Origin of the sequence: Arthrobacter sp. R-11 (assembly GCF_049913155.1) — a bacterium.
In the GTDB taxonomy this organism is placed as follows: domain Bacteria; phylum Actinomycetota; class Actinomycetes; order Actinomycetales; family Micrococcaceae; genus Arthrobacter.
In genome coordinates, this window is sequence record NZ_CP183979.1 from 3812665 (window position 1) to 3833573 (window position 20909).

Annotated in this window: 17 protein-coding genes; 8 read left to right on the plus strand and 9 right to left on the minus strand. The window is 64.7% G+C overall.

What is annotated here, in order from left to right; all coding sequences use genetic code 11:
* Positions 1 to 5: 5 nt before the first annotated feature.
* On the plus strand, positions 6 to 3416 hold the full coding sequence (locus ACN9M4_RS17355) for an SNF2-related protein (protein WP_426300064.1): 3411 nt from the start codon (positions 6 to 8) through the stop codon (positions 3414 to 3416).
* 71 nt (positions 3417 to 3487) lie between these two features.
* Here the strand turns inward: ACN9M4_RS17355 and ACN9M4_RS17360 are convergent, their stop codons facing one another.
* From ACN9M4_RS17360 to ACN9M4_RS17385, 6 genes are all read right to left on the minus strand, one after another.
* Complete coding sequence (locus ACN9M4_RS17360; RefSeq protein WP_426300066.1) at positions 3488 to 4681, minus strand: amidohydrolase; 1194 nt, start codon at positions 4679 to 4681, stop codon at positions 3488 to 3490.
* Positions 4682 to 4733: 52 nt separating this feature from the next.
* Positions 4734 to 5486, minus strand: a complete 753-nt coding sequence (locus ACN9M4_RS17365; RefSeq protein ID WP_426303523.1) for an amino acid ABC transporter ATP-binding protein — start codon at positions 5484 to 5486, stop codon at positions 4734 to 4736.
* A gap of 35 nt (positions 5487 to 5521) precedes the next feature.
* Positions 5522 to 6487, minus strand: a complete 966-nt coding sequence (locus ACN9M4_RS17370) for an amino acid ABC transporter permease (protein ID WP_426303525.1) — start codon at positions 6485 to 6487, stop codon at positions 5522 to 5524.
* 2 nt (positions 6488 to 6489) lie between these two features.
* Entirely contained in the window at positions 6490 to 7425 is a 936-nt protein-coding gene (locus ACN9M4_RS17375) for an ABC transporter substrate-binding protein (RefSeq protein ID WP_426300068.1), read from the minus strand.
* Between the two features lie 86 nt (positions 7426 to 7511).
* Complete coding sequence (locus ACN9M4_RS17380) at positions 7512 to 8744, minus strand: amidohydrolase (protein WP_426300070.1); 1233 nt, start codon at positions 8742 to 8744, stop codon at positions 7512 to 7514.
* 321 nt (positions 8745 to 9065) lie between these two features.
* A complete protein-coding gene (locus tag ACN9M4_RS17385) occupies positions 9066 to 10004 on the minus strand; it encodes an AraC family transcriptional regulator (RefSeq protein ID WP_426300072.1) in 939 nt (312 codons plus the stop codon).
* 349 nt (positions 10005 to 10353) lie between these two features.
* Here ACN9M4_RS17385 and ACN9M4_RS17390 point away from each other — a divergent pair, with 349 nt between their 5' ends.
* The 6 genes from ACN9M4_RS17390 to ACN9M4_RS17415 all read left to right on the plus strand — a co-directional run bounded on the left by ACN9M4_RS17390 (position 10354) and on the right by ACN9M4_RS17415 (position 18417).
* The gene (locus ACN9M4_RS17390) at positions 10354 to 11148 is read left to right on the plus strand and encodes an SDR family oxidoreductase (RefSeq protein ID WP_426300074.1); all 795 of its coding nucleotides are present in this window, start codon (positions 10354 to 10356) and stop codon (positions 11146 to 11148) included.
* A gap of 161 nt (positions 11149 to 11309) precedes the next feature.
* Positions 11310 to 12551, plus strand: a complete 1242-nt coding sequence (locus ACN9M4_RS17395; protein WP_426300076.1) for a styrene monooxygenase/indole monooxygenase family protein — start codon at positions 11310 to 11312, stop codon at positions 12549 to 12551.
* A gap of 45 nt (positions 12552 to 12596) precedes the next feature.
* Positions 12597 to 14345 carry a flavin reductase gene (locus ACN9M4_RS17400; RefSeq protein ID WP_426300078.1) on the plus strand — a complete coding sequence of 583 codons (1749 nt, stop codon included), beginning with the start codon at positions 12597 to 12599 and terminating at the stop codon, positions 14343 to 14345.
* Between the two features lie 17 nt (positions 14346 to 14362).
* Positions 14363 to 15940, plus strand: coding sequence for a phytoene desaturase family protein (locus tag ACN9M4_RS17405; protein WP_426300080.1), 1578 nt, complete (start codon positions 14363 to 14365; stop codon positions 15938 to 15940).
* Between the two features lie 27 nt (positions 15941 to 15967).
* Positions 15968 to 16744: a cyclase family protein gene (locus ACN9M4_RS17410; RefSeq protein ID WP_426300082.1), complete on the plus strand. Its 777-nt coding sequence runs from the start codon at positions 15968 to 15970 to the stop codon at positions 16742 to 16744.
* Positions 16741 to 18417 (plus strand): thiamine pyrophosphate-binding protein, encoded by a 1677-nt coding sequence (locus ACN9M4_RS17415; protein ID WP_426300084.1) that lies wholly within the window; start codon positions 16741 to 16743, stop codon positions 18415 to 18417. The genes ACN9M4_RS17410 and ACN9M4_RS17415 overlap by 4 nt, the downstream gene beginning before the upstream one ends.
* 71 nt (positions 18418 to 18488) lie before the next feature.
* Here ACN9M4_RS17415 and ACN9M4_RS17420 read toward each other — a convergent pair whose 3' ends face one another.
* Positions 18489 to 19352: a PaaX family transcriptional regulator C-terminal domain-containing protein gene (locus ACN9M4_RS17420; protein WP_426300086.1), complete on the minus strand. Its 864-nt coding sequence runs from the start codon at positions 19350 to 19352 to the stop codon at positions 18489 to 18491.
* 103 nt (positions 19353 to 19455) lie between these two features.
* Positions 19456 to 19596: a hypothetical protein gene (locus tag ACN9M4_RS17425; RefSeq protein ID WP_426300088.1), complete on the minus strand. Its 141-nt coding sequence runs from the start codon at positions 19594 to 19596 to the stop codon at positions 19456 to 19458.
* A gap of 308 nt (positions 19597 to 19904) precedes the next feature.
* Between ACN9M4_RS17425 and ACN9M4_RS17430 the strand changes: the two genes are divergently transcribed.
* Entirely contained in the window at positions 19905 to 20291 is a 387-nt protein-coding gene (locus tag ACN9M4_RS17430) for an acyl-CoA thioesterase (RefSeq protein WP_426300090.1), read from the plus strand.
* Between the two features lie 99 nt (positions 20292 to 20390).
* Here ACN9M4_RS17430 and ACN9M4_RS17435 read toward each other — a convergent pair whose 3' ends face one another.
* Entirely contained in the window at positions 20391 to 20789 is a 399-nt protein-coding gene (locus ACN9M4_RS17435; RefSeq protein ID WP_426300092.1) for a RidA family protein, read from the minus strand.
* Positions 20790 to 20909 lie beyond the last annotated feature (120 nt).

Here is a 20909-nt window from a genome sequence, read left to right on the forward strand (position 1 = left end):
CCCGAATGCCTTCCCACTCAGACGATTCCTGGGATCTGGCGATTCAAACTCCCGCCATCAACGACCGCTCCTTGGCGGCCGGCCTGGCGTACGCAATGGGCAGCCGGGTCAGCAACATCACCTTCGACGCCGGCACGGGCCTCATGCTCGGCAAGGTCCGGGGCAGCGGCGCCGCACCCTATTCGACCTCGGCCAAGCTGGTCCGCAAGCCGTCCGGCTGGAGCTGCACCGTGGGCGTCTGCAGCTGCCCGGTCCGCAAGGACTGCAAGCACGTGGCCGCCCTGCTGTTCGCGGCGGAGGACCACCCCACCGTGCGGGCGCAGCTGCTGAGCGTGCCCGCCCCCGGCCAGACCTCCCGGAGCACGGTCCCGCTGCAGCGCCCGGCCTGGGAACGCGCCCTGGACCGGCTCATTTCGGGCGGCGGAAACGCCGCCCAAGCAGGCCGCGGACTTCCGTTGGCCCTGCAGTTCGAGGTGGAGGAACCCGCCCCGCACTTCGCCTACACCGGCCGGCGGGACCCCATCCGCAGCATCCGCCAGCTCAAGGCCCGGCCCGTAATGATGGGCGCCAAGGGCAAGTGGATCAAGGGCGACGCCTCCTGGTCCAACCTGAACTACCTGGGCTACAAGCGCGAGTTCAACGAGGCCCACCTCCACTGGCTGCAGGAACTCCTGGCCGGCCATTCCAGCAGCGAGCACCGGAACTTCGGCTCCAACATGTGGCTGCTGCTCAACGACTATTCCGGCAAGAAGCTCTGGGACCTCTTCGCCGAGGCGAAGGACATCGGCCTCGAATTGCTGCACTCCGGCGGCACCGAGCCGGTCCGCATTGCCGCGGAGCCCGCCGTCGTCGGGCTCGACCTCAGCCGCCAGGCCGGCGTTACGGACAAAGCGCACGACGGCGGACTGGAGCTTGCGCCGTCCGTCACCGTCGGCGGGGACGCCATTGATCCGGCGTCGCTGGGGCTGATCGGGCGCCCGGCACACGGGCTGTTCTTCACCGGCGGCGCAGCGGAGGTACTCCCCGGGGTGCCCGAGCCCCAGAACCTCATCACCCTGGCACCCCTTGCCGGTGGCGAATCGCAGGAGTTGCTGGACTTCGTATCCGAGGCCACCCGGCTGCAGATCCCGGCTCAGGACGAGGAACGCTTCCTCACGGCGTTCTACCCGAAGCTGCGGCAGAGTGCGCGGCTGACAGCGAAGGACGAGTCGGTGGAGCTGCCCGTGCTCGCGGTCCCCACCTTGTCCCTGCTGGCCAACTACGGCGCGGACCACCGGGTACGGCTGCACTGGGAATGGCACTACACGGCCGGGAAACTCGTCACGGCGCAGCCGCTCTGGCGACACCCGGACGACCACGGCTACCGGGACGACGCCACCGAAGCCCGCATCCTGGAAAGCCTCGGCCGGCCGTGGGACGTGGTTGCTCCGCTTGGCGAGTCCTCCAGCGGCGGCTGGGGTGCGCCGCGCCTGGCCGCGGCCGTGGAACTGGATGGCCTGGACACCTTGGCCTTCACCGAAGAGGTGCTCCCCCGGCTGCGCGAGCTGCCCGACGTCGTGGTGGATACCAGCGGCGAGATCGCCGACTACCGCGAGGCCTCCGAGGCGCCCGTGGTGTCCATCTCCACCAAGGCCACGGACAGCCGCGACTGGTTCGACTTGGGCATCGTCATCACCCTCGAGGGCGAGCCGGTGTCCTTCGCCGCCGTGTTCTCCGCCCTGGCCGCCGGGCAAAGCCGCATGCTGCTGCCCAGCGGCGCCTACTTCTCCCTGGACCTGCCCGAGCTGCACCAGCTGCGCGCCCTGATCGACGAAGCCCGCGCCCTGCAGGAACACCCGCACAAGGACGGCACCCTCCAGATCAGCCGCTTCCAGGCGGGGCTGTGGGACGAGTTCGCGCAGTTGGGGATCGTGGATGAGCAGGCGGCCGCGTGGCGCGAGTCCGTGGGCGGACTGCTCGACGACGGTGTGACCGGACTGCCGCTGCCGGCCAGCCTTGACGCTGAGCTGCGTCCGTACCAGTTGGAGGGCTTCAACTGGCTGAGCTTCCTGTACAAGCACAGCCTGGGCGGCGTGCTCGCGGACGACATGGGCCTGGGCAAGACGGTGCAGGCGATCGCGCTGATCTGTGCCGCCAAGGAGAGTGCCGCCAAGGAGAGTGCCGGGTCGGCCGGCACCGCCCCCTTCCTCGTCGTCGCCCCCACTTCGGTGGTGGGCAACTGGGCCGCGGAGGCACAGCGTTTCGCCCCCGGGCTGAGCGTGCGGACCATCACTGAAACCTTCGCGAAAAGCGGGGCGGCGCCGTCGGACGCGATGGCGGGGGCCGACGTCGTCATCACCTCCTATGCGCTGTTCCGGATCGACCAGGAGGCGTACGCCTCCCGCGAGTGGGCCGGGCTGATGCTGGACGAGGCGCAGTTCGTGAAGAACCACCAGTCCAAGGCTTACCAGTGCGCGCGGAAGTTGCCGGCGGCGTTCAAGCTGGCCATCACGGGTACGCCGCTGGAGAACAACCTCATGGAGTTCTGGGCGCTGACCTCGATCGTGGCACCGGGGCTCTTCTCCTCACCCAAGCGCTTCGCGGAGAACTACCAGAAGCCGGTGGAGAAGAACGGCGACTCGGCGCAGCTGGACAAGCTCCGCCGCCGGGTCCGCCCGCTCATGATGCGCCGCACCAAGGAACAGGTCATCAAGGACCTGCCGCCGAAGCAGGAACAGGTCCTTGAGGTGGTGCTCAACCCCCGGCACCACAAGGTGTACCAGACCCACCTGCAGCGGGAACGGCAGAAGATCCTGGGCCTGATCGACGACGTCAACAAGAACCGCTTCACCATCTTCCAGTCGCTCACCCTGCTGCGGCAGCTGAGCCTGGACGTTTCGCTGGTTGACGAGTCCCTGTCCGCCGTACGTTCCTCCAAGTTGGACGTGCTGTTCGAGCAGCTTGAGGACATCATCGCCGAAGGACACCGGGCCCTCATCTTCAGCCAGTTCACCGGCTTCCTGGGCAAGGTCCGCGAACGGCTCGATGCCGAGGACGTGGAGTACTGCTATCTGGACGGCAGCACCCGCAACCGGGCCGACGTCGTGAGCGAGTTCAAGAACGGCACCGCACCGGTGTTCCTGATTTCCCTGAAGGCCGGCGGCTTCGGACTGAACCTCACCGAGGCGGACTACGTGTTCCTGCTGGACCCGTGGTGGAACCCGGCGTCCGAGGCACAGGCCGTGGACCGCACGCACCGGATCGGCCAGAAGCGGAACGTCATGGTGTACCGCCTCGTGGCCAAGGACACCATCGAAGAAAAGGTCATGGCGCTGAAGGCGAAGAAGTCGCAGCTGTTCGCCGACGTGATGGAAGGCGACGCCCTGGCCGGCGGCTCGCTCTCGGCCGAGGACCTGGCGGGGTTGTTCAGCGAGTAGCTGTTTGGGAGCAGGACGCAGAGGGCGCCCATCATCAGGATGATGGGCGCCCTCCGACATTCCGCCGACCGTCAGACCAGCACTTCGCCGTCCCGGGCGACGACGCGGCCTCCGGAGACCACGAGGCGCCGCTGCGGGCAGCGCACGAGCACGTCCGGCACGTTCTCGGCGTCGAGGAGGACAATGTCGGCGCGCGCACCGGCGACGATGTCGTGCTGCTCCCGTCCGACAAACGGTGCCCCGTGCTTCGTCGCGTACTCGACCGCGGTGGTGAGCTTGTCGTCGTGGCGGAACCCGTGCAGGCGCGCGAAGGCGAATGCCACGCGCAGCAGGTCCCCGTCTCCGAACGGCGACCACAGGTCGCGGATGCCGTCAGTGCCAAGGCCCAGCGGAACGCCACGCTCCCGCATCCGCTGCCAGGGCAGCGGCGCGGTGCCGCTCATCGCGACGGTAGTCCACGAGATGCCCGCCTCGGCGAGGCCCTCGATGATCTCCTCCTGCACACCCTGCTGCAGCGTGCCCATGGCGAAACCGTGCGAGATGTTCACCCTGCCCTGCAGGCCGGCGTCGATGGTGCGGCGGATCACCTGGCGGTACTCGTACGCGCCGAGCGAGCCGAAGTCGTGCAGGTGCAGGTCGAGTCCGACGCCCCGCTCGACGGCGATCTGGAACAGGCCGTCGAGCTGGCCCTCGACGTCGCCGTCGATCGTGCCCGGGTCGAGCCCTCCGATGCTGTCGGCCCCGGCCTGGGCGGCCTCGTCGAGCAGCCTCATCACGCCCGGCCGGCGCAGCACGCCGTCCTGCGGGAACGCCACCGTCTCGACCTGGATCGCACCGTCGAGCTCGGCGACGGCGGCCTGCACCGTCTCGAGGCCCTTCAGCCCGATGCCGAGGTCGACGTCGATGTGCGTGCGGGTCGCGGTGGTGCCGTGGCGGAGGAACTCGCGCAGCACTGCGGCGGCCGAGTTCGCGTTCGGGATGTCATAGTTCCCGCGCTGGGCGCGCTCGTTCGCGATCCAGCCCTCGACGGTCGGCTGGTCGGAGTAGGTGTACGACACCCACGGCTTGCCCCACCAGCTCTTGTCGACGTGGGCGTGTGTGTTGATGAACCCGGGAACGGCCAGCAGGCCGCCGCCGTCGATGTCTCCGGGTTCGAACACACCCGAGGCGGGTGCCACCTGCGTGATGACGCCACCGCTGATAGTGACATCCGCGGCCTCGGCGCCCCACGGGCGCACGTTCCTTACGGTGAGCTTGTCAGTCATTCTGTTCCTTCTTTCTTGGACTCAATGCGCTGGGACTCAATACACGCGGGACTCAGTGCACGCGGCGGAGGAAGGAGGCTGTGCGCTCGTGCCGCGGGTTGTCGAGCACCTCCCGCGCCGGGCCATCCTCGAGCACACGGCCCTGGTCCATGAAGACCACCCGGTCAGCGACCTCGCGGGCGAAGCCGATCTCGTGCGTGACGACGATCATCGTCATGCCCTCCTCGGCCACCTGACGCATGGTCTGCAGCACCTCGCCGACCAGCTCGGGGTCGAGCGCACTCGTCGGCTCGTCGAACATCATGAGCCGCGGTTCCATGGCGAGCGCCCTGGCGATCGCCACGCGCTGCTGCTGGCCGCCCGATAGCTGGCTCGGGTATGAGGCGTCCTTGTCGGCCAGGCCGACCTTGGCCAGCAGCTGCCGCGCATGCGCCACGGCCTCCTTGCGCGGGCGGCCCAGGACCCTAGTGGGTCCGTAGGTGACATTGTCGAGGGCCGTGATGTGGCCGAACAGGTTGAAGTGCTGGAACACCATGCCGATGTGCTGGCGGGCCTTGGCCACGCGGCGTTCGCTCTGCTCGAAGAGCTGGCCGCCGTGCAGCTCGTAGCCGACGCGCTCGCCGTTCACCTCGATGATGCCGCCGTCGACGGGGTCGAGGTGGTTGATGCATCGCAGCAGCGTGCTCTTGCCCGAGCCCGACGGCCCGAGGATGCAGACGATCTCGCCCGTCCGCACCTCGATGTCGACGCCCCGAAGCACATGGTTGTTCCCGAGCCACTTGTGTACGCCGTCGATGCGCAGCATCGTGTCGCTCGCGGGCCTCGCAGGGAGTACTTGCGTCACAGCGCACCTCCGGTAGTGGTCCGAATGGTCGTGGTCTTTGTCGCCGGGTCGCCCGGTGTGCGCCTGCGGGGCTTGCGTGACCCGGGCTGCGAGGCGTTGAAGCGACGTTCGAGGAAGTGCTGGCCGATACCGGCGATGGTCACCAGGATCAGGTACCAGAGCACCGCCACGATGAGCAGGGGCAGGATCTTGAAGTTCTGCCCGTAGATGAGCTGCACCCGTGTCAGCAGGTCGCTGCCGCCGATGACCGAGACGAGCGAGGTCGCCTTGAGCATGCCTATGAACTGGTTGCCGGTCGGCGGGATGATCACCCGGATCGATTGCGGCAGCACGATGCGTGCCAGCGCCTGGTTGCGGGTGAGGCCGATGCTCACGCCCGCGTCGGTCTGGCCCGCGGGCACCGAGATGATGCCGCCGCGGATGATCTCGGCCATGTAGCCCGACTCGGCGAGCGAGAGGGCGATGAGGCCGGCGGTGAAGCCCGAGATAAGGGTGTTCGTGTCCTGCCCGAGGATCCTGGGGAAGAGCACCGCGAGGTTGAACCAGAGCAGCACCTGCACGAGCATCGGCACGCCGCGGAAGAACCAGACATAGGCGCGGCCGATGACGCTCGCCACCTTGTTGTTGCTCTGGATCATCAGGGCGATGACGAAGGCGAGCACAATCGAGATCAGCATGGCGAAGATCGCCAGCTGGATCGTGACGCCGACGCCCTGCAGGACCACCTGGTTGAACATGTACTCCCAGGTGACGCCCCACTCCATGTTGGGGTTCTGCGCCTGGGACTGGATGGCGAGCGCGAGCAAGGCTATCGCGACGAAGCCGGTGACGATCTGACCGTACTTGGGGCGCCGTTTCGCGCGTACCGGCGCCTCCTGCACAGGCGGCTCGTCGCCGGGGAGGCGCACGTAATGCGCCGGCCCGGTCAAAGCCGGGGAGGACGAGGGGTTCAGCTCCGACATGATCACTTCTGCGCCAGGTTGATGCCGGGGGTCTTGAGGTCGATGACCTCAACATGCCACTTTTTCAGGACCTCGTCGTAGCTGCCGTCCTTCTGGATCTCCTTGAGGGCGGTGAGGAAGGCGTCGCGGAGCTTGGTCTGCGCCTTGTTGAAGGTCATGCCGAGGTAGACCTTCTCCTCGAAGTCGACGGGGAGCGACTCGAGCTTGTCGCCGGTCTCGCGCTGGATGACCGAGACCGCCATGTCAGGCCAGAAAATGGCGTCGATACGGCCCGAGGTGAGCGCGAGGTTCTTGTCGCTCGAGTTCGGGAAGGAGATGAGCTCGGTGGCGGGCTTGCCCTGGGCGACGCACGCCTTGGCCATCTGGTCGACGAGGCGGTTGGCGTCGGAGCCCTTCACGTCGCCGATCTTGGCGCCGCAGCCGCCGTCGACGGCGCTCGTGATGCCCTTGGGGTTGCCCTTCTGCACCATGAAGACGGTGCCGGCCCACTGGTAGTCGATGAAGTCGACCTGCTCCTGCCGCTTCTTGCGGTCGGTCATGCCGGCGATCGCCGCGTCGAACTTGCCGCTCTGCATGCCGATCAGGATCTGGTCGAAGGGCACCTTCTCCCACTTGACCGGGATGCCGAGCTTCTTGGCCATCGCCTCCATGAGGTCGACGTTGTAGCCTTGGATGCCGGTCGAGCCGGCGGGGGTGAAGTTGGCCGGCTCGAAGTCGGGCTGGGTGGCGACGGTCAGCACCCCCTTGTCTTTGACCTCCTGCGGCAGGAGGTCAAAGAGGGGCGCCTTCCCGTCGACTGCGGCGGGTTTAGCCGATCCCCCGGCGGCCGTGGCCGAGGAATCGGAGACGCCGCAGCCGGTGAAGGCGAGCACAGCGAGTCCGCCGGCCGCGAGGGTGGCCGCAGCGCGGCGTGCGAAGGTGATGCGGGAGAACGACATTGTTCTTGCCTTTCGGGGCGAGGTTCCGCGGGATGCGGAACGGGTTGGGGAGAAGGCGAGCGGGGTCCCGCTCGCCGAGGCCAGGGTCAACGCGCATGCACCGGATTCCCGAGGCGCGCGACGACCTTGCCGCGTTTCAGCACGAGCCGCCGCGGCGGCCGGGAGGCGACCGCCTCGCCGATGCTCGCGGCGTCGATGAGGAAAAGATCCGCGGGTGCACCGGGTTCGATCCGGGCGGGTTCCCGCCCGAGGGCGATCGCCCCGCCACTGACGGCCACGTCGAAAGCCGCGGCGATCTGCTCGTCAGTCCTGAAGCCGTTGCGGTATGCGAGGTGGAAGGTGCGGTCGAGCATGTCGCCGTTTCCGTACGGGCCCCAGAGGTCCCGCACGCCGTCGTTGCCTGCGCCGATGTTGACCCCGCGCCCTCGCATCTCGGCGACCGGCAGCACAGGAGTGTTGTAGACCGTCGCCGTCAGCAGGGAGATCCGCGCCTCGGCGAAGCCCTGCAAGATCCGTTCGGACTGGGCGCCGTCGACCTCGACGATGGCCACGCCGTGCGAGATCGCCACCCGGCCCTCGAGCCCGTGCCGCAGCACCCGCTCGATGATGAGCTCCATCGTGTGCGCACCGAGGGTGCCGCGCTCGTGCAGGTGGATGTCGAGCTTGGCGCCGTAAGTCTCGGCGAGCCCGAAGATCAGATCGAGGTGACGCACCGAGTCGCGCTCAAGCGCGGCGGGGTCGATGCCGCCGAGGCATCCGACCAGCCCCTGTTGAAGGGCCGACTCGAGCAGCTCGGCCGTGCCGGGGCGCGTCAGCAGCCCGCCTTGCGGGAAGGCGACCTGTTCGACGTCGATCATGTCTGCCAGCTCTTCGGCGACGCTCGCGACGAGCTCGAGACCGCGCAGCCCGATTTCGGGATCGACGTCGGTGTGCGTGCGGGCGAGGGTCGTCCCGGTGGCGGCCATCTGCCCAAGCAGCGCGTGCACGCCGTCGCGGCTCGGCAGGCCGAGCTCCGCGCGGCCCCGCTCGCCGTTCGCGATGCGGTCCTCGAGCACGGGCCCCGCGGAATGCGGTACCCAGCTGCGGTTCCAGAGCGTCTTGTCGACGTGGCAATGGGCGTCGACCATTCCCGGCAGCGCGAGCGCGCCAGCGCCGTCCTCGCGTACTGCCCCGCCGGCATCTATGACGCCGGCCGGCTGGATCTGCCCGATGCGGCCGCCCTGGATGAGCAGGTCGACAGGCGGCCCTTCATGTGCCAGCCGCACGCATTCAATGAGCGTGTCCCGCATCCCACCTCCCGTTCTTGTGACGATCGTCACCTTGTCTCGATACACACACAGTAATTGACTTTGGTATTCCAAGGCAATACCCCCGTGGCCAAATGCCGATAATTTCCACAGACTACGCGCGGGTTTACCGCCCGGGAGCTCAGGGGGCATGCCGATTGGCATACCAAAGATGGGTTTTGGATCGCGAGAGGATTCGTTTGTCTACGCGAAACTCAGGGCCGGGCCCCGGCTGTGGCGCACATCGGGCACAGCAAGGAGCCAGCCATTTCACAGCTGGAGGGAAGCTACCGGCCCGCCGGCTCACTCCGGACGCACGAAAGCTGACCCAGGCCCGCTACATCCGGGCAGCAGTCACCTGCGCAGGCTTTCAGAGGGCAGTTCGCCGAATGTTTCCAGGTACATGGCCGAGAAGCGTCCTTGGTGCGAGAAGCCGCAGCGCTCCGCGATCGAAACGATGCTCTCCTGGCCAGGCTCCGCTTCAAGAAGCATTGCACGGGCGCGATCCAGCCGGACCCGCCGAAGCAGTTCCGAAGGGGTTGCCCCGACTTCGGCGCGCAGTGCCATCTGGAGGGTACGGACGGAGACACCAAGGTTTTCCGCCATGTCCGGCACCGCGAGTTCCTCTGATGCGTGCCGATCCAGAAGCTCGCGGAACCGCCGGATCAATTTGCTTTCAGCATTCGGATTCCGGACTTCGCCTTCGGCAGGCTTGTTCTCCATGGCCATCAGCAGCCGCGACAGCATGGTGTCCACGAGAAGGTTTTGGACAAAGACGGGAGCCGCACCTGCCGGCTCGCTGATCATGTCGTCGTGGAGTTCGACGACGGACCTCATGAACGCGCGACCCAGGGGGCCATTAAGGTCCATCGCGTAGCCCAGGTTGACGCCATCCTTCGGGCTTTCCCCATAGAGCTGCCCTGCCACTGAGGCGAGTGCCAGGCGCCGCACATAAACAATCAAATGCGGTGTTCCGGCATCCCAAGTCATCGAGAACGGGCGGTCGAGCGGTGGAACCGTGGCAAGCTTTGGGCTCGATTCAACGACGTCTTTGCCCACTTGCATGAGGGCGTGGCCGGACAGCGGAATCTGGACCAGGTGGAAGTCCTCCAGACCCTCCGGATTGATGCGCACCTCGGCACCGTAGTCGAGGTACTCAATCCCGACGTCCCCACGATGAAGTGACCGCAGTTTCATGTCCACGGATGCGCCCCGCGCTTGCGGCACGAGGTCATGCCTGCAGAACAGCTCAGCAATCTTCTGATGTGCGTCGTCGACATCCGAGGTGGTCACCGTTGGGCGTCCCCTGAGGACGTCACGAGGAAGGATCCTCACCATCGCGCACCTGACTTCCAGGGGTTTCGCTTTTCGGATGAGCCCTGCGCCATGTGGATATACCGGCTTTCAGGGTGTGAATAGAGTCACTTTTAGAACAAGTATGACGCAGGTCATAGAAGTGCAACAACGAAGTCAGAGGGAGGTGGGCAGCGATGAAGAACATCAGGCTGGTACACGAGCGCCGGCTGGAATGGGAACGGACCCATCCGAAGCCCGCACCGAGGCCCGCGGACAAGTAGCACCTCCCGCACGACAGAAGTCATGCACAAACAAGCGTTGATCATTCACCACGAAAGGTTTGGCCATGTCAGCACTCTCAGGCAGGACAGCGATCGTCACAGGCGGAGTAACCAAGATCGGCCGGGGCGTTGTCACAGCGCTCAGCGAGGCAGGCGCCACGGTTGTTGTAGCGGATATTGATGCCAATGGAGGCGCACAAATCGACGCCCTGGGCAAGGGCATCAGCTTTTCGCACACTGACATCACAGACGACGCGGCAGTGTCCCGGCTGGTTGGCGACACCGCAGCGTTGCACGGCGGAATCGATATCGTCGTCAATCTTGCCTGCACCTACAAAGACGAAGGCGCAGGATCCAACCGTAGCGACTGGCTTGAAGCCTTGAACGTCAACCTGGTCAGCGCAGTCATGGTGAGCGCGGCCGCACGCCCCTATTTGAAGGCCTCCCGGCATGGCGCCATCATCAACTTCACCTCGATCTCCAGTTCTGTTGCCCAGACCGGACGCTGGCTGTACCCGGCCAGCAAGGCGGCGCTCGTGCAGCTGACCCGAAGCATGGCCGTGGACTTCGCCGAAGACGGCATTCGAGTCAACTCAGTAAGTCCGGGTTGGGTTTGGAGCAACATCATGGACTCCCTCACGAACGGAAACATCGAGAAAACGGATGCGGTGGCAGCCCCCTTCCACGTTCTGAAGAGGGTCGGCCGGCCCGAAGAGATCGGGGATGTCGTGGCATTCCTCGCCAGCGACCGGGCAAGCTTCGTTACAGGTGCCGATTGGGCCGTCGACGGAGGCTATTCCGCCTTGGGTCCCGAGCGCGCCGAAGAAACCATCCCATTGCTCGCTGCCGAACCGAGGTGAGGACAGGTGAACGACGTCAGGGTCGTACGCATGACCCTCGTACACATGGGCCTCCTTGGGTGCGAGCGAATCCACCCCAAACCAAACCCCAGGCCAAGCCAAATAAGCGCCGCCCAACCCGTCCACGGATGCCGGGACAGTAACAAGACAAGGACAACAACATGACACAGCGCCACATCACCATAGTCGGAGCCGGCCAGTCAGGTCTGCAGCTGGGAATCGGACTGCTGGACGCGGGATACCACGTGACCACGGTCTCCAACCGCACCGGCGAGGAAATCTACGAAGGCAAAGTCTCGTCCAGCCAGTGCATCTTTCATGACGCATTGGAAAACGAAAGGGAACTCGGGCTCGATTTCTGGCCGGAAGCACCGACCGTCGACGGGATCTCTTTCACCATCCCGCATCCCGAAGTCCCCGGGCAGAAGGCCATCAACTGGGCATCCGGCCTGGAAAACCCGGCGAAGTCCATCGACCAGCGGGTCAAATTTCCCAGGTTCATGGAGGAGTTTGTGGCTCGTGGGGGCGAGCTCATTTTCGAAGACGCCGGCGTGGAGGACCTCGAAAGGTACACCCTGAACTCCGACCTGGTAATCGTAGCCGCGGGAAAGGGCGAAATTGCCCAGCTTTTCACCCGCGACGCGGCTCGCAGCTTCTACGATGCTCCGCAGCGCGCCCTGGCCCTGACCTACGTCAACGGGCTGGAACCCAGGCCCGAGTTCTCAGCCGTCTCCTTCAACCTCATCCCGGGGGTCGGCGAGTACTTCGCTTTCCCCGCGCTGACCAAGACGGGTCCCTGCGAAATCATGGTTTTTGAAGGGATCCCCGGGGGGCCCATGGACTGCTGGAAGGGCCTGTCCGCCGAGAAACACCTGGAGACATCCAAGGACATCCTGAAGACGTTCCTGCCTTGGGAAGCTGCGCGTGCCGTGGACGTCGAATTGACCGACCCCAATGGTTTCCTGCAGGGCCGGTTCGCTCCCACGGTCCGCCACCCCATTGCGACGCTGCCCAGCGGCAGGCAGGTTCTTGGCCTGGCAGACGTCGTCGTCCTGAACGATCCCATCACGGGGCAGGGTTCCAACAACGCCAGCAAGTGTGCAGCCTCGTACCTGCAGAGCATCAAGGAGCACGAGGAAGGAGACTTTGACGCGGAATTCATGCAGGCAACCTTTGAAAAGTACTGGAACTACGCCCAGCATGTTGCGCAGTGGACGAACGCCCTCCTTGCTCCCCCGCCGCCGCATGTTCTCCAGCTCCTTGGTGCTGCCGGGCAGTCCCCCGAAATCGCCAGCCGCTTCGCCAACGGCTTCAACAACCCGCCGGACTTCCAGGAATGGTTCATGTACCCGGACAAGGCTGCGGCGTACCTGGAAAGCGTGAACTCCGTCGCGACGCGCTGACGCCCCATCCCCATCGTTCCCATCCCGCCACAAAGGAATCCCAAGATGCGAAAGATCGCAATAATCGGAGCCGGTGAATCCGGTGCACAGCTGGCCTTGGGCCTGCAGCGTGAGGGCTACGCGATCACCCTGCTCTCCGACCGCTCGGCAGCCCAAATCCGCACGGGCAAGGTCATGTCCAGCCAATGTATGTTTTCGACCGCCCTCGCTGCGGAAGCGCAGCTGAGCCCGGCGCTGACGGGCCTTTACGAGGATGGGACCGTCCCCGGGATCAATGCATTGACGTTGCATGTTGCCGGGGGTCCAAGCGACGATCCGATCGAATGGGAAGCTCCCCTTCAGGGTACGGCCCGCTCAATCGACCAGCGGATCAAGAGTGCTGCCTGGATCGAGGCTTTCGTGGCCGCCGGCGGTGACTTCCGGATAGAGAAGGTCACCCCGCGGATGCTCGAGGAGCTCACACGCGACTATGAGCTCGTTATCGTCAGCACCGGCAAGGGGGAAATCGGCCAGATTTTCCCCAAGGACAAGTCGAAGTCTCCCTTCGACCGGCCACAAAGGGTCCTCGCGCTCAACTACGTCACGATCGGTTCGGCCACTGCCGGGCAGCCCGAGCAGCGCGGTGACAGTATCCGCATGTCGGTGGTGCCCGGCGTCGGCGAGTTCTTTACCTTTCCTGGGCTGTCGGTGTCCGGACCTTGCCAGATGATGGTCTTCGAAGGTGTTGTTGGCGGCCCGATGGACCGGTGGGCAGACGTGGGCACGCCCGAGGAACAGCTAAGGCGCTCACTGGAGATCCTGGACGAGTTCTTCCCCCACGAGTCGAAAAACTTTTCAGAAGCACGGCTCACGGATGACGGCGCAACCCTCCTGGGCCGGATCACTCCAACGGTTCGCTCCGCGGTTGGCGAACTCGGGAACGGAAAGCCGGTGTTCGGGCTGGGAGACGCCGTCCTCCTCAACGACCCACTCACCGGCCAGGGATCAAACAATGCCACCCTGGCTGCCCGGTATTACCTCGACTCCATCGTTCGCAGGGGCCAGCAGCCGTTTGACAGGGACTGGATGGAACGGACCTTCGACGAGTTCTGGCGCGGGTGGGGGCAGTGGGCCGTGGCCTGGACCAACGACATGCTCAAGCAGCGGAGGGACCACCAGCGACTGGTGCTGGCCGAGGCTGCGGCCCATCCCGCACTCGCCTGCAGCATCGCCGAGGGCTTCGATGATCCCCGTACCTTCTACCCCTGGTGGTTCGATTCCGCCGCAGCTGCCGAGTTTGTACAGGCCCAGAAGGAAGAGGATTCGGCGGTCTTCGACCTGAGGGACTTCAGGAGTGCACTGGGACAATTCGCCACCGGCGTTACCGTGGTTACCACCCTCGGCGCTGACGGCCGGAAGGTCGGCATGACGGCCAACTCCTTCACCTCCGTTTCGATGGAACCTCCCCTGGTCCTCTGGTGCCCCAGCAAGAAGACGCCCAGCCTTGTGGACTTCGAGGAATCCACCCATTTCGCCATCAACATCCTCGCCAGCGACCAACACGTGTTGTCACGGCAATTCGCCACACCATCAATCGACAAGTTCGCCGGAGCGGAAACTTCGGAGGGCATTGCCGGAATTCCGCTGCTGGAGGGTGCGGTGGCCACGTTCCAGTGCAGGACCGTGTCCCGCCATGACGCCGGCGACCACGTCATTTACGTCGGCGAGGTGGAGAAGTACGACAACCCTGGGGGCGCGCCCCTGGTGTTCCACAGTGGCAAGTACCACGCAACCGCCAGCCACCCGGACTTCTGACGGAGAGGAGCACCCCGATGAACGCTTCCACTGAGATTGCGATTATTGGTTCAGGGATCAACTCCTTGGTGGCTGCCGCGGAGTTGGCTCTCGCAGGAAAGAGCGTCTGCCTCATCGAACGCACGGACAGGCTCGGCGGCTTCATCGACTCTGCGGAACGGACCCTCCCCGGGTTTGTCCACGACACCTTTTCCTCGTGGCACCCCCTGTTCGTTTCGGGAGGGGCCTACGAAGTATTGGGGCGGGAACTTCATGACCGTGGCCTGGAGTACTGCAATACCGAGGGTGCCGTGACAGCCAGCGTGGCTGCCGACCCACTGACCGGAACGCCGCGGGTCGCCATTGCCCATCGCGATCCCGCGCTCACGGCCTCCGCGCTGCAGACCCCGGGCGATGAGGCCGCGTATCTGGCAATGCTGGACGATCTCGGCACGAACGCCGGCACTATCTTCGGAGCCTTCGGGGCCGAGCTGCGGTCCTTGAAGGAGGTCCTGCGCATCGCCTTCGGCGCCATCAGGCGCGGAACATTCAAGGGCCTCGAGGCCTTCGCGCGTGACGCCGTCATGAGCGGCCGCAACTACCTCCGGAGCCGCTTCGACGGCTGGGAGACCGACCAACTCTGGTCGCCGTGGCTGCTTCATGCAGGTCTTGGCCCCGACCAGTCAACGGGAGGTGTCATGCTGCCGGTCATGGCCTTGAGCATGCATACTCACGGGCTTCCTGTGGTGAAGGGCGGCGCGTCCAACTTCGTACGGGCATTTGAATCCCTTTTGCGGGACAAAGGTGTTCGGATTCTGTTGGACACCGAGGCCCAGGAGATACTCGTGGACGCCAAGGGGGTGTCGGGCGTGCAGACTTCCCGCGGCGTTGTGCGGGCACGGACTGTTCTGGCCAATGTATCTCCACAGGCCCTCTATTCGAGGTTGCTGCGAGAGCCGCCGGCCGGATCGGCCGAAGCAGCGGCGCGCTACCAGAATGGTCGGGGTGCGATGCAGATCCACCTTGCGCTGGACAAGCCCGTTGCATGGCTGGATCCGCGCTTGGATGCGGTTCCCCTGGTGCACCTGAGCAACGGCTCGAACAGTACCGGCATCGCGTGCGCCCAGGCCGAGGCCGGGCTGCTGCCCGCGGAGCCCACCGTCGTCGTCGGTCAGCAGTGCGTCCTCGATCCCTCACGGGCGCCTGCCGGGCAGGCGACCCTCTGGCTGCAGTTGCAGGAAGTACCCTTTGATCCGCTGGGGGATGCCGCCGGCCAGTTCTATGTTGACGGCGGCTGGACCCAGGAGCTCAAGGAACAGTTCATGGAACGTGTACTGGCCCGGATTGACCAGTTCGCCCCCGGCATGCGGGGCTCGGTTCTGGCCTGGGACATCCTCGCACCGACCGACCTCGCGGCCGAGAACCCTAATGCCGTCAGGGGCGATCCCTACGGCGGGTCCGCGGAACTCTTCCAGAACCTCCTTTGGCGCCCGTTCCCCGAGGCCGCCAACCACAGAACCCCGGTCAAGGGGCTGTGGCACATTGGGGCGTCAACCCACCCCGGACCCGGCCTGTCCGGCGGATCTGGCCATCTGGTGGCCCAAAAGCTGAACTGAACCCACATCAAACCCGACAGGAGAACTATGTCTGTTCTACAAGGGCTGGTTGCAGCCCTATCAGATGGCTCCGTGCAGGTCATCGACCTCACCACGCCCCTCAGCGGTGATACGCCGATCCTGAACCTGCCCCAACCCCTCGCCAACACCGTTGGCCTCTCACTGACACCAGTGAGCAATTTCGACGACGCCGGACCTGCTTGGGCCTGGAACGACGTCACCGTGGGTGAACACGCCGGCACGCATCTTGATGCTCCCGTTCATTGGATTACAGGGCGGGACGGAAAGTCCGTGGACGAGATCGAGCCCTGGCGCCTGGTTGGCCCGATTGTCGTCCTCGACAAGAGTGCCGAGGCCGCCCAGGACCCCGACTTCCTGCTGGAGCCTGAACACTTCGAAGAGTGGCAAAGGGATCACGGGCAACTGCCCGAGAACTGCTGGGTGATCTTCAGAACCGGATGGTCCGCCCGGGGCGGCAACGCTTCCGAATTCGTCAATGCTGACGAGAACGGACCGCACACCCCTGGGGTCTCGGTTGCTGGCGCGAAGTGGATTGCTGACAACGACAGGATCAGCGGGTTCGGGGTCGAAACCGTAGGAATCGACGCCGGTCAGGCCGCCACCATGGACCCGATGTTTCCGGTGCACTCGTTTCTTCTCGGTGCGGACAAGTACGGGCTCACCTCGCTCCGCAACATTGAGCGGCTTCCCGCCACGGGAGCGACAATCCTGGTCGCGCCCTTGCCGATTGTTGGTGGCACCGGTAGCCCCGCCCGCGTCTTCGCCTTTGTGGAGGGGGCATGAGCAAGGAAGTACAAGTAGCTGACATCGTCGGCAGGACGCTGGCCAGGCTTGGAGTCGGCCACGTCTTCGGAGTTGTTGGCAGTGGAAACTTCGACGTCACCAACGCCCTCATCAAGGAAGGCATTCCCTACACCGCCGCCCGGCACGAAGGCGGCGCGGCGACCATGGCGGATGCCTATTCAAGGATGTCGGGCAGGGTTGGTGTGGCGACTACGCATCAGGGCTGCGGACTGAGCAATGCCATCACAGGAATCGGCGAAGCGGCCAAGAGCCGTACCCCGCTCATCGTCCTGACCGCCGACACGCAGGGCGCAGCCGTCCGCTCCAACTTCAAAATCGACCAGGATGCCCTCGTCCGAAGCGTTGGAGCGGTTCCCGAACGGATCCACTCAGCGGAAACTGCGATCGCCGATACCGTCAGGGCATTCCGTACTGCGGTCAACGAGCGCCGGACCGTGGTCCTCAGCCTGCCCTTGGACGTGCAGGGCGCAACAGCTCAGGACCTGGTCCACACTGTCGAGGTGCAGGAACCTGCTCGGATCCGCCCTGATTCAGTATCCGTGGAGACGCTTGCTGCCCTCATTTCCAAGGCCCAGCGCCCGGTGTTCGTCGCAGGACGAGGAGGAAGGGGCGCCCGCGAAAGCATCCTGGCCCTGGCCCGGCATGCCGGAGCGCTCGTTGCAACCTCGGCGGTGGCCAACGGACTGTTTAACGGCGACTCGCACAATCTCGGAATATCGGGAGGGTTTTCCTCGCCGCTGACCGCGGAACTCATCACGGATGCCGATCTCATTGTCGGCTGGGGATGCACGCTGAACATGTGGACCATGCGCCACGGCAGGCTGATTTCTCCCGGCACAACCGTGGTCCAGGTCGACGTCGAGGACGCCTCGTTGGGTGCCAACAGGCCAATCTCCCTCGGCGTGCTGGGCGACTCCGCCCTCACCGCTGACGATGCCTTGGAGGCCTTGCGCACAGTCCAGCCGGCCCCGGCGGCAAAGTACCGCACGGAGCAGATCGCCCTCGACATCAAGCAGGGCGCACGGTGGCGGGACGTGGAAACGCCGGACCTGTCCACTGCGACATCGATCGACCCGCGCGTGCTCAGCCGGGAACTCGATTCAATCCTCCCCGCCAACAGAATCGTCGCTGTCGATTCCGGAAACTTCATGGGCTACCCCAGCCAATACCTGGCGGTCCCGGATGAGTTCGGATTCTGTTTCACGCAGGCTTTCCAGGCCATTGGCCTGGGACTGTACACCGCAATCGGCGCAGCCATTGCGCAGCCTGGCAGGCTGCCGGTCCTCGGCGCCGGCGACGGCGGGTTCCTCATGGGCATCAGCGAACTGGAGACCGCCGTCCGGCTCAAACTGCCGCTCGTCTGCATCGTTTACAACGACGCCGCATATGGCGCGGAAGTCCACCATTTCGCCGAAAACCACGGCCCGGAGGACCTGGCAAGCGTGTCATTCCCCGAGACTGACTTCGCGGCGATTGCCCGCGGGTACGGTGCTGAGGGGGTTACTGTCCGGACGCTTGAGGACCTGCGGCCGGTAAGGGAATGGGTTTCGGTCCTGCGTGACGGATCCCAAGAGCGGCCCCTGGTAATCGATGCAAAGATCGCTTCCGACGGCGGCGCGTGGTGGCTGGCAGAGGCCTTCCAAGGTCACTGACACGGCCGATTGGGGATACGGAAGGGTCCGGGACCCGCGCAAGCGAGCCCCGGACCCTTCTGCTTCAAGCTTTAGTTTGACCCCACGACGGACATTGCGTAGCGCCGCGCCTTGGGGCCAAGGAGCGCATGCATCCTTGCGAAGAGTTCTTGCGCGGCCAGGCCATGCCAGTTTGCGGGGAGGTATTCCTCGGGAAGGCCGGGATCCATGTAGGGGAGCCTCCGCCATTGGGTAACCATTGGAACGTAGTCCGCGAAGGCCTGCCTCAGGAGGTCAGTGGATTCCGGAGCGTCGGCTTCGAGCTGTTCCCATCGCTGCAAGACGGGTTGGTGCCGTTCCACGAAGTCCCGGTACAACGCCTCCAGCGAAGGCAGATCCCACCATTGGCCGACCTTTTCACGGATGTGGCTTTCAGTGAGGTGGGTTGCCTTGAACAGGTCCACGTAGTCCATGAGTCCGGCGCGTTCAAACTGCTGTTCCACCTCGCGTGCCAGGTTTCCGGGAGCGATCCATAGCCCGGGTGAGACCTGGCCGCAGCCGGCGCGGGTCAGAATCGTGCGCAGTTTGTGCCTGAGGTGCCGTTGGGACTCGGGTACCGAGAAGGACGCCAGGAGCCAGGCATCACCCTTCTTGGCCCGGCGCGGAGCGAAGATCCGTTCGTCACCGGCCGTGAAGATATCCTCGAGGTCCGGCGAGAGCTTATAGGCAGCCAAACCATCGCGTTTCAAACTGACCAGAACGCCACGTTTTTTCAGCCGCGACACCGAGGAACGCACGCCTGCGGATTCAACTCCCAAGTCGCCGAGCAGCTGTATTAGGTCCGAGACGGCAAAGGTGCCGTCCTGGTTGCGGGCGTATAGGCCATAGACAGTGACAATCAGGTGTTGATGGCGGGGCATCGGGGCAACGTCGGGGACGACATCGGCTGTGGCCATTCAGCGCTACCTCAGACTGTGGTTTTTCGGGATTCCATGACAGTCCTAGGCTACATCGCGGACCGCTTGCGGCATCCGCGGCATTGTCCGGGCGGAGCGATCCTCAGACGTAGATCAGGCCTGCCCACGGTACGGCGACAGGTTTGGTACCACCGAACACTGACTTGAATTCTTCCTCGAGCAAGGCGCGCATCGACAGCTCCTGTGTGTCTTCCTTGCTTTCATCCGAGTATGAAGCGGACATCTTTGTCTCCTCGTATCGAGCCCATGGATCGGGTCACGGGATGTGTCCGACATACATGTGGCAGGACTCCAGTATATTGCGCTCTTGTGACGCTCGTAAATAGTACGCAAGAAGGTTTATGATCTTCTTGCCATGAGCGTCACAGGCCCGCCATACCCTGCAGTTCCATCCCAAGACCTGTAGTTCCATCCCAAGAGAGGAGGCCTGCTGTGGTCCGTCTAACTGGAACGCATCCCCAGGCCAGCATCGAGCGCACTGTGGAATGGGTGGACACGGACGCGTCCGGCCACCAGCACAATTCAGCGATAATGCGTTGGGTTGAGGCCGCCGAGGCCGAACTGTTCCTGCGCAGCCTCGGCCTCCACAACTACTTCCCCGTCGTGCCGCGCATCCACCAGGAGATTCATTTCAAGGCCAAGCTCTGGTTTGGGCAGCGGATCACCGCCACCGTTGGCGTTTCCAAGCTGGGCAGGACCTCGATGACATATGCCTTTGAAGTCCAGGGGCATGCCCACGACGGGCAGCCCGGCGGCCTTGCCGCTTACGGGACCGTAACGGTGGTCCATGTGCCGCTGGGGTCAGCAAAAGCCCAGCCTTGGCCTCCCGTGGTCCTGGACGCGGTGAGGCCTTTGCCAGCCACAAAGACCCCGGCCCCCTCCGGAAACGGCAATCCGTCCAGCACAAGCGAATCCTGAGCCCGTAGCGCCCCTGCCCACCGTTCAAGGCGTACAGCTCCCGGGGCGTGCTTCCGGCGTGCAGCGCAGGCGACGGGAGACCCCTGCTCCTCGTGACGCTCAGCGCTCTTGAATAACGGCGATGCCCTGGATCTCGATCATGGCTTCCTTCTGCCACAAGCGGCTGATTCCGATTCCAGCCATTGCGGGATACTCCGAGCCGGCCATTTCACGCCAGATCCGCCCGATCTCCTTGCCGTTCGCCATGTAGTCATCTACGTCCGTCAGGTAGATGGTGACGCTCACCAGGTCTTCCGGCCGGCCTCCTGCTTCCGCCAGGGTGACCAGGACGTTCGAAAAGGCCTGTCGGAATTGATTCACAATGCCACCCGGCACGATCTGCATGTCCGCGTCGAGCGCGGTCTGGCCGCCCAGGTACACCACATTCCCGGCAAGGATGCCGTGTGCGTAACCAGACGGTTTGGGCAGCGAAGAGGGGTTGACGGTCTTCTTGGTCATGATGGTCCTCCTTGAAAGCGGTATCCGATCGCCGTGGAAAAGACTCTTGTTGGGCCGTTTCCACCGTGCTACCTTGAGGATATGTGACGACCGTAAAAAAGTCGACATATCCAAAGTTTG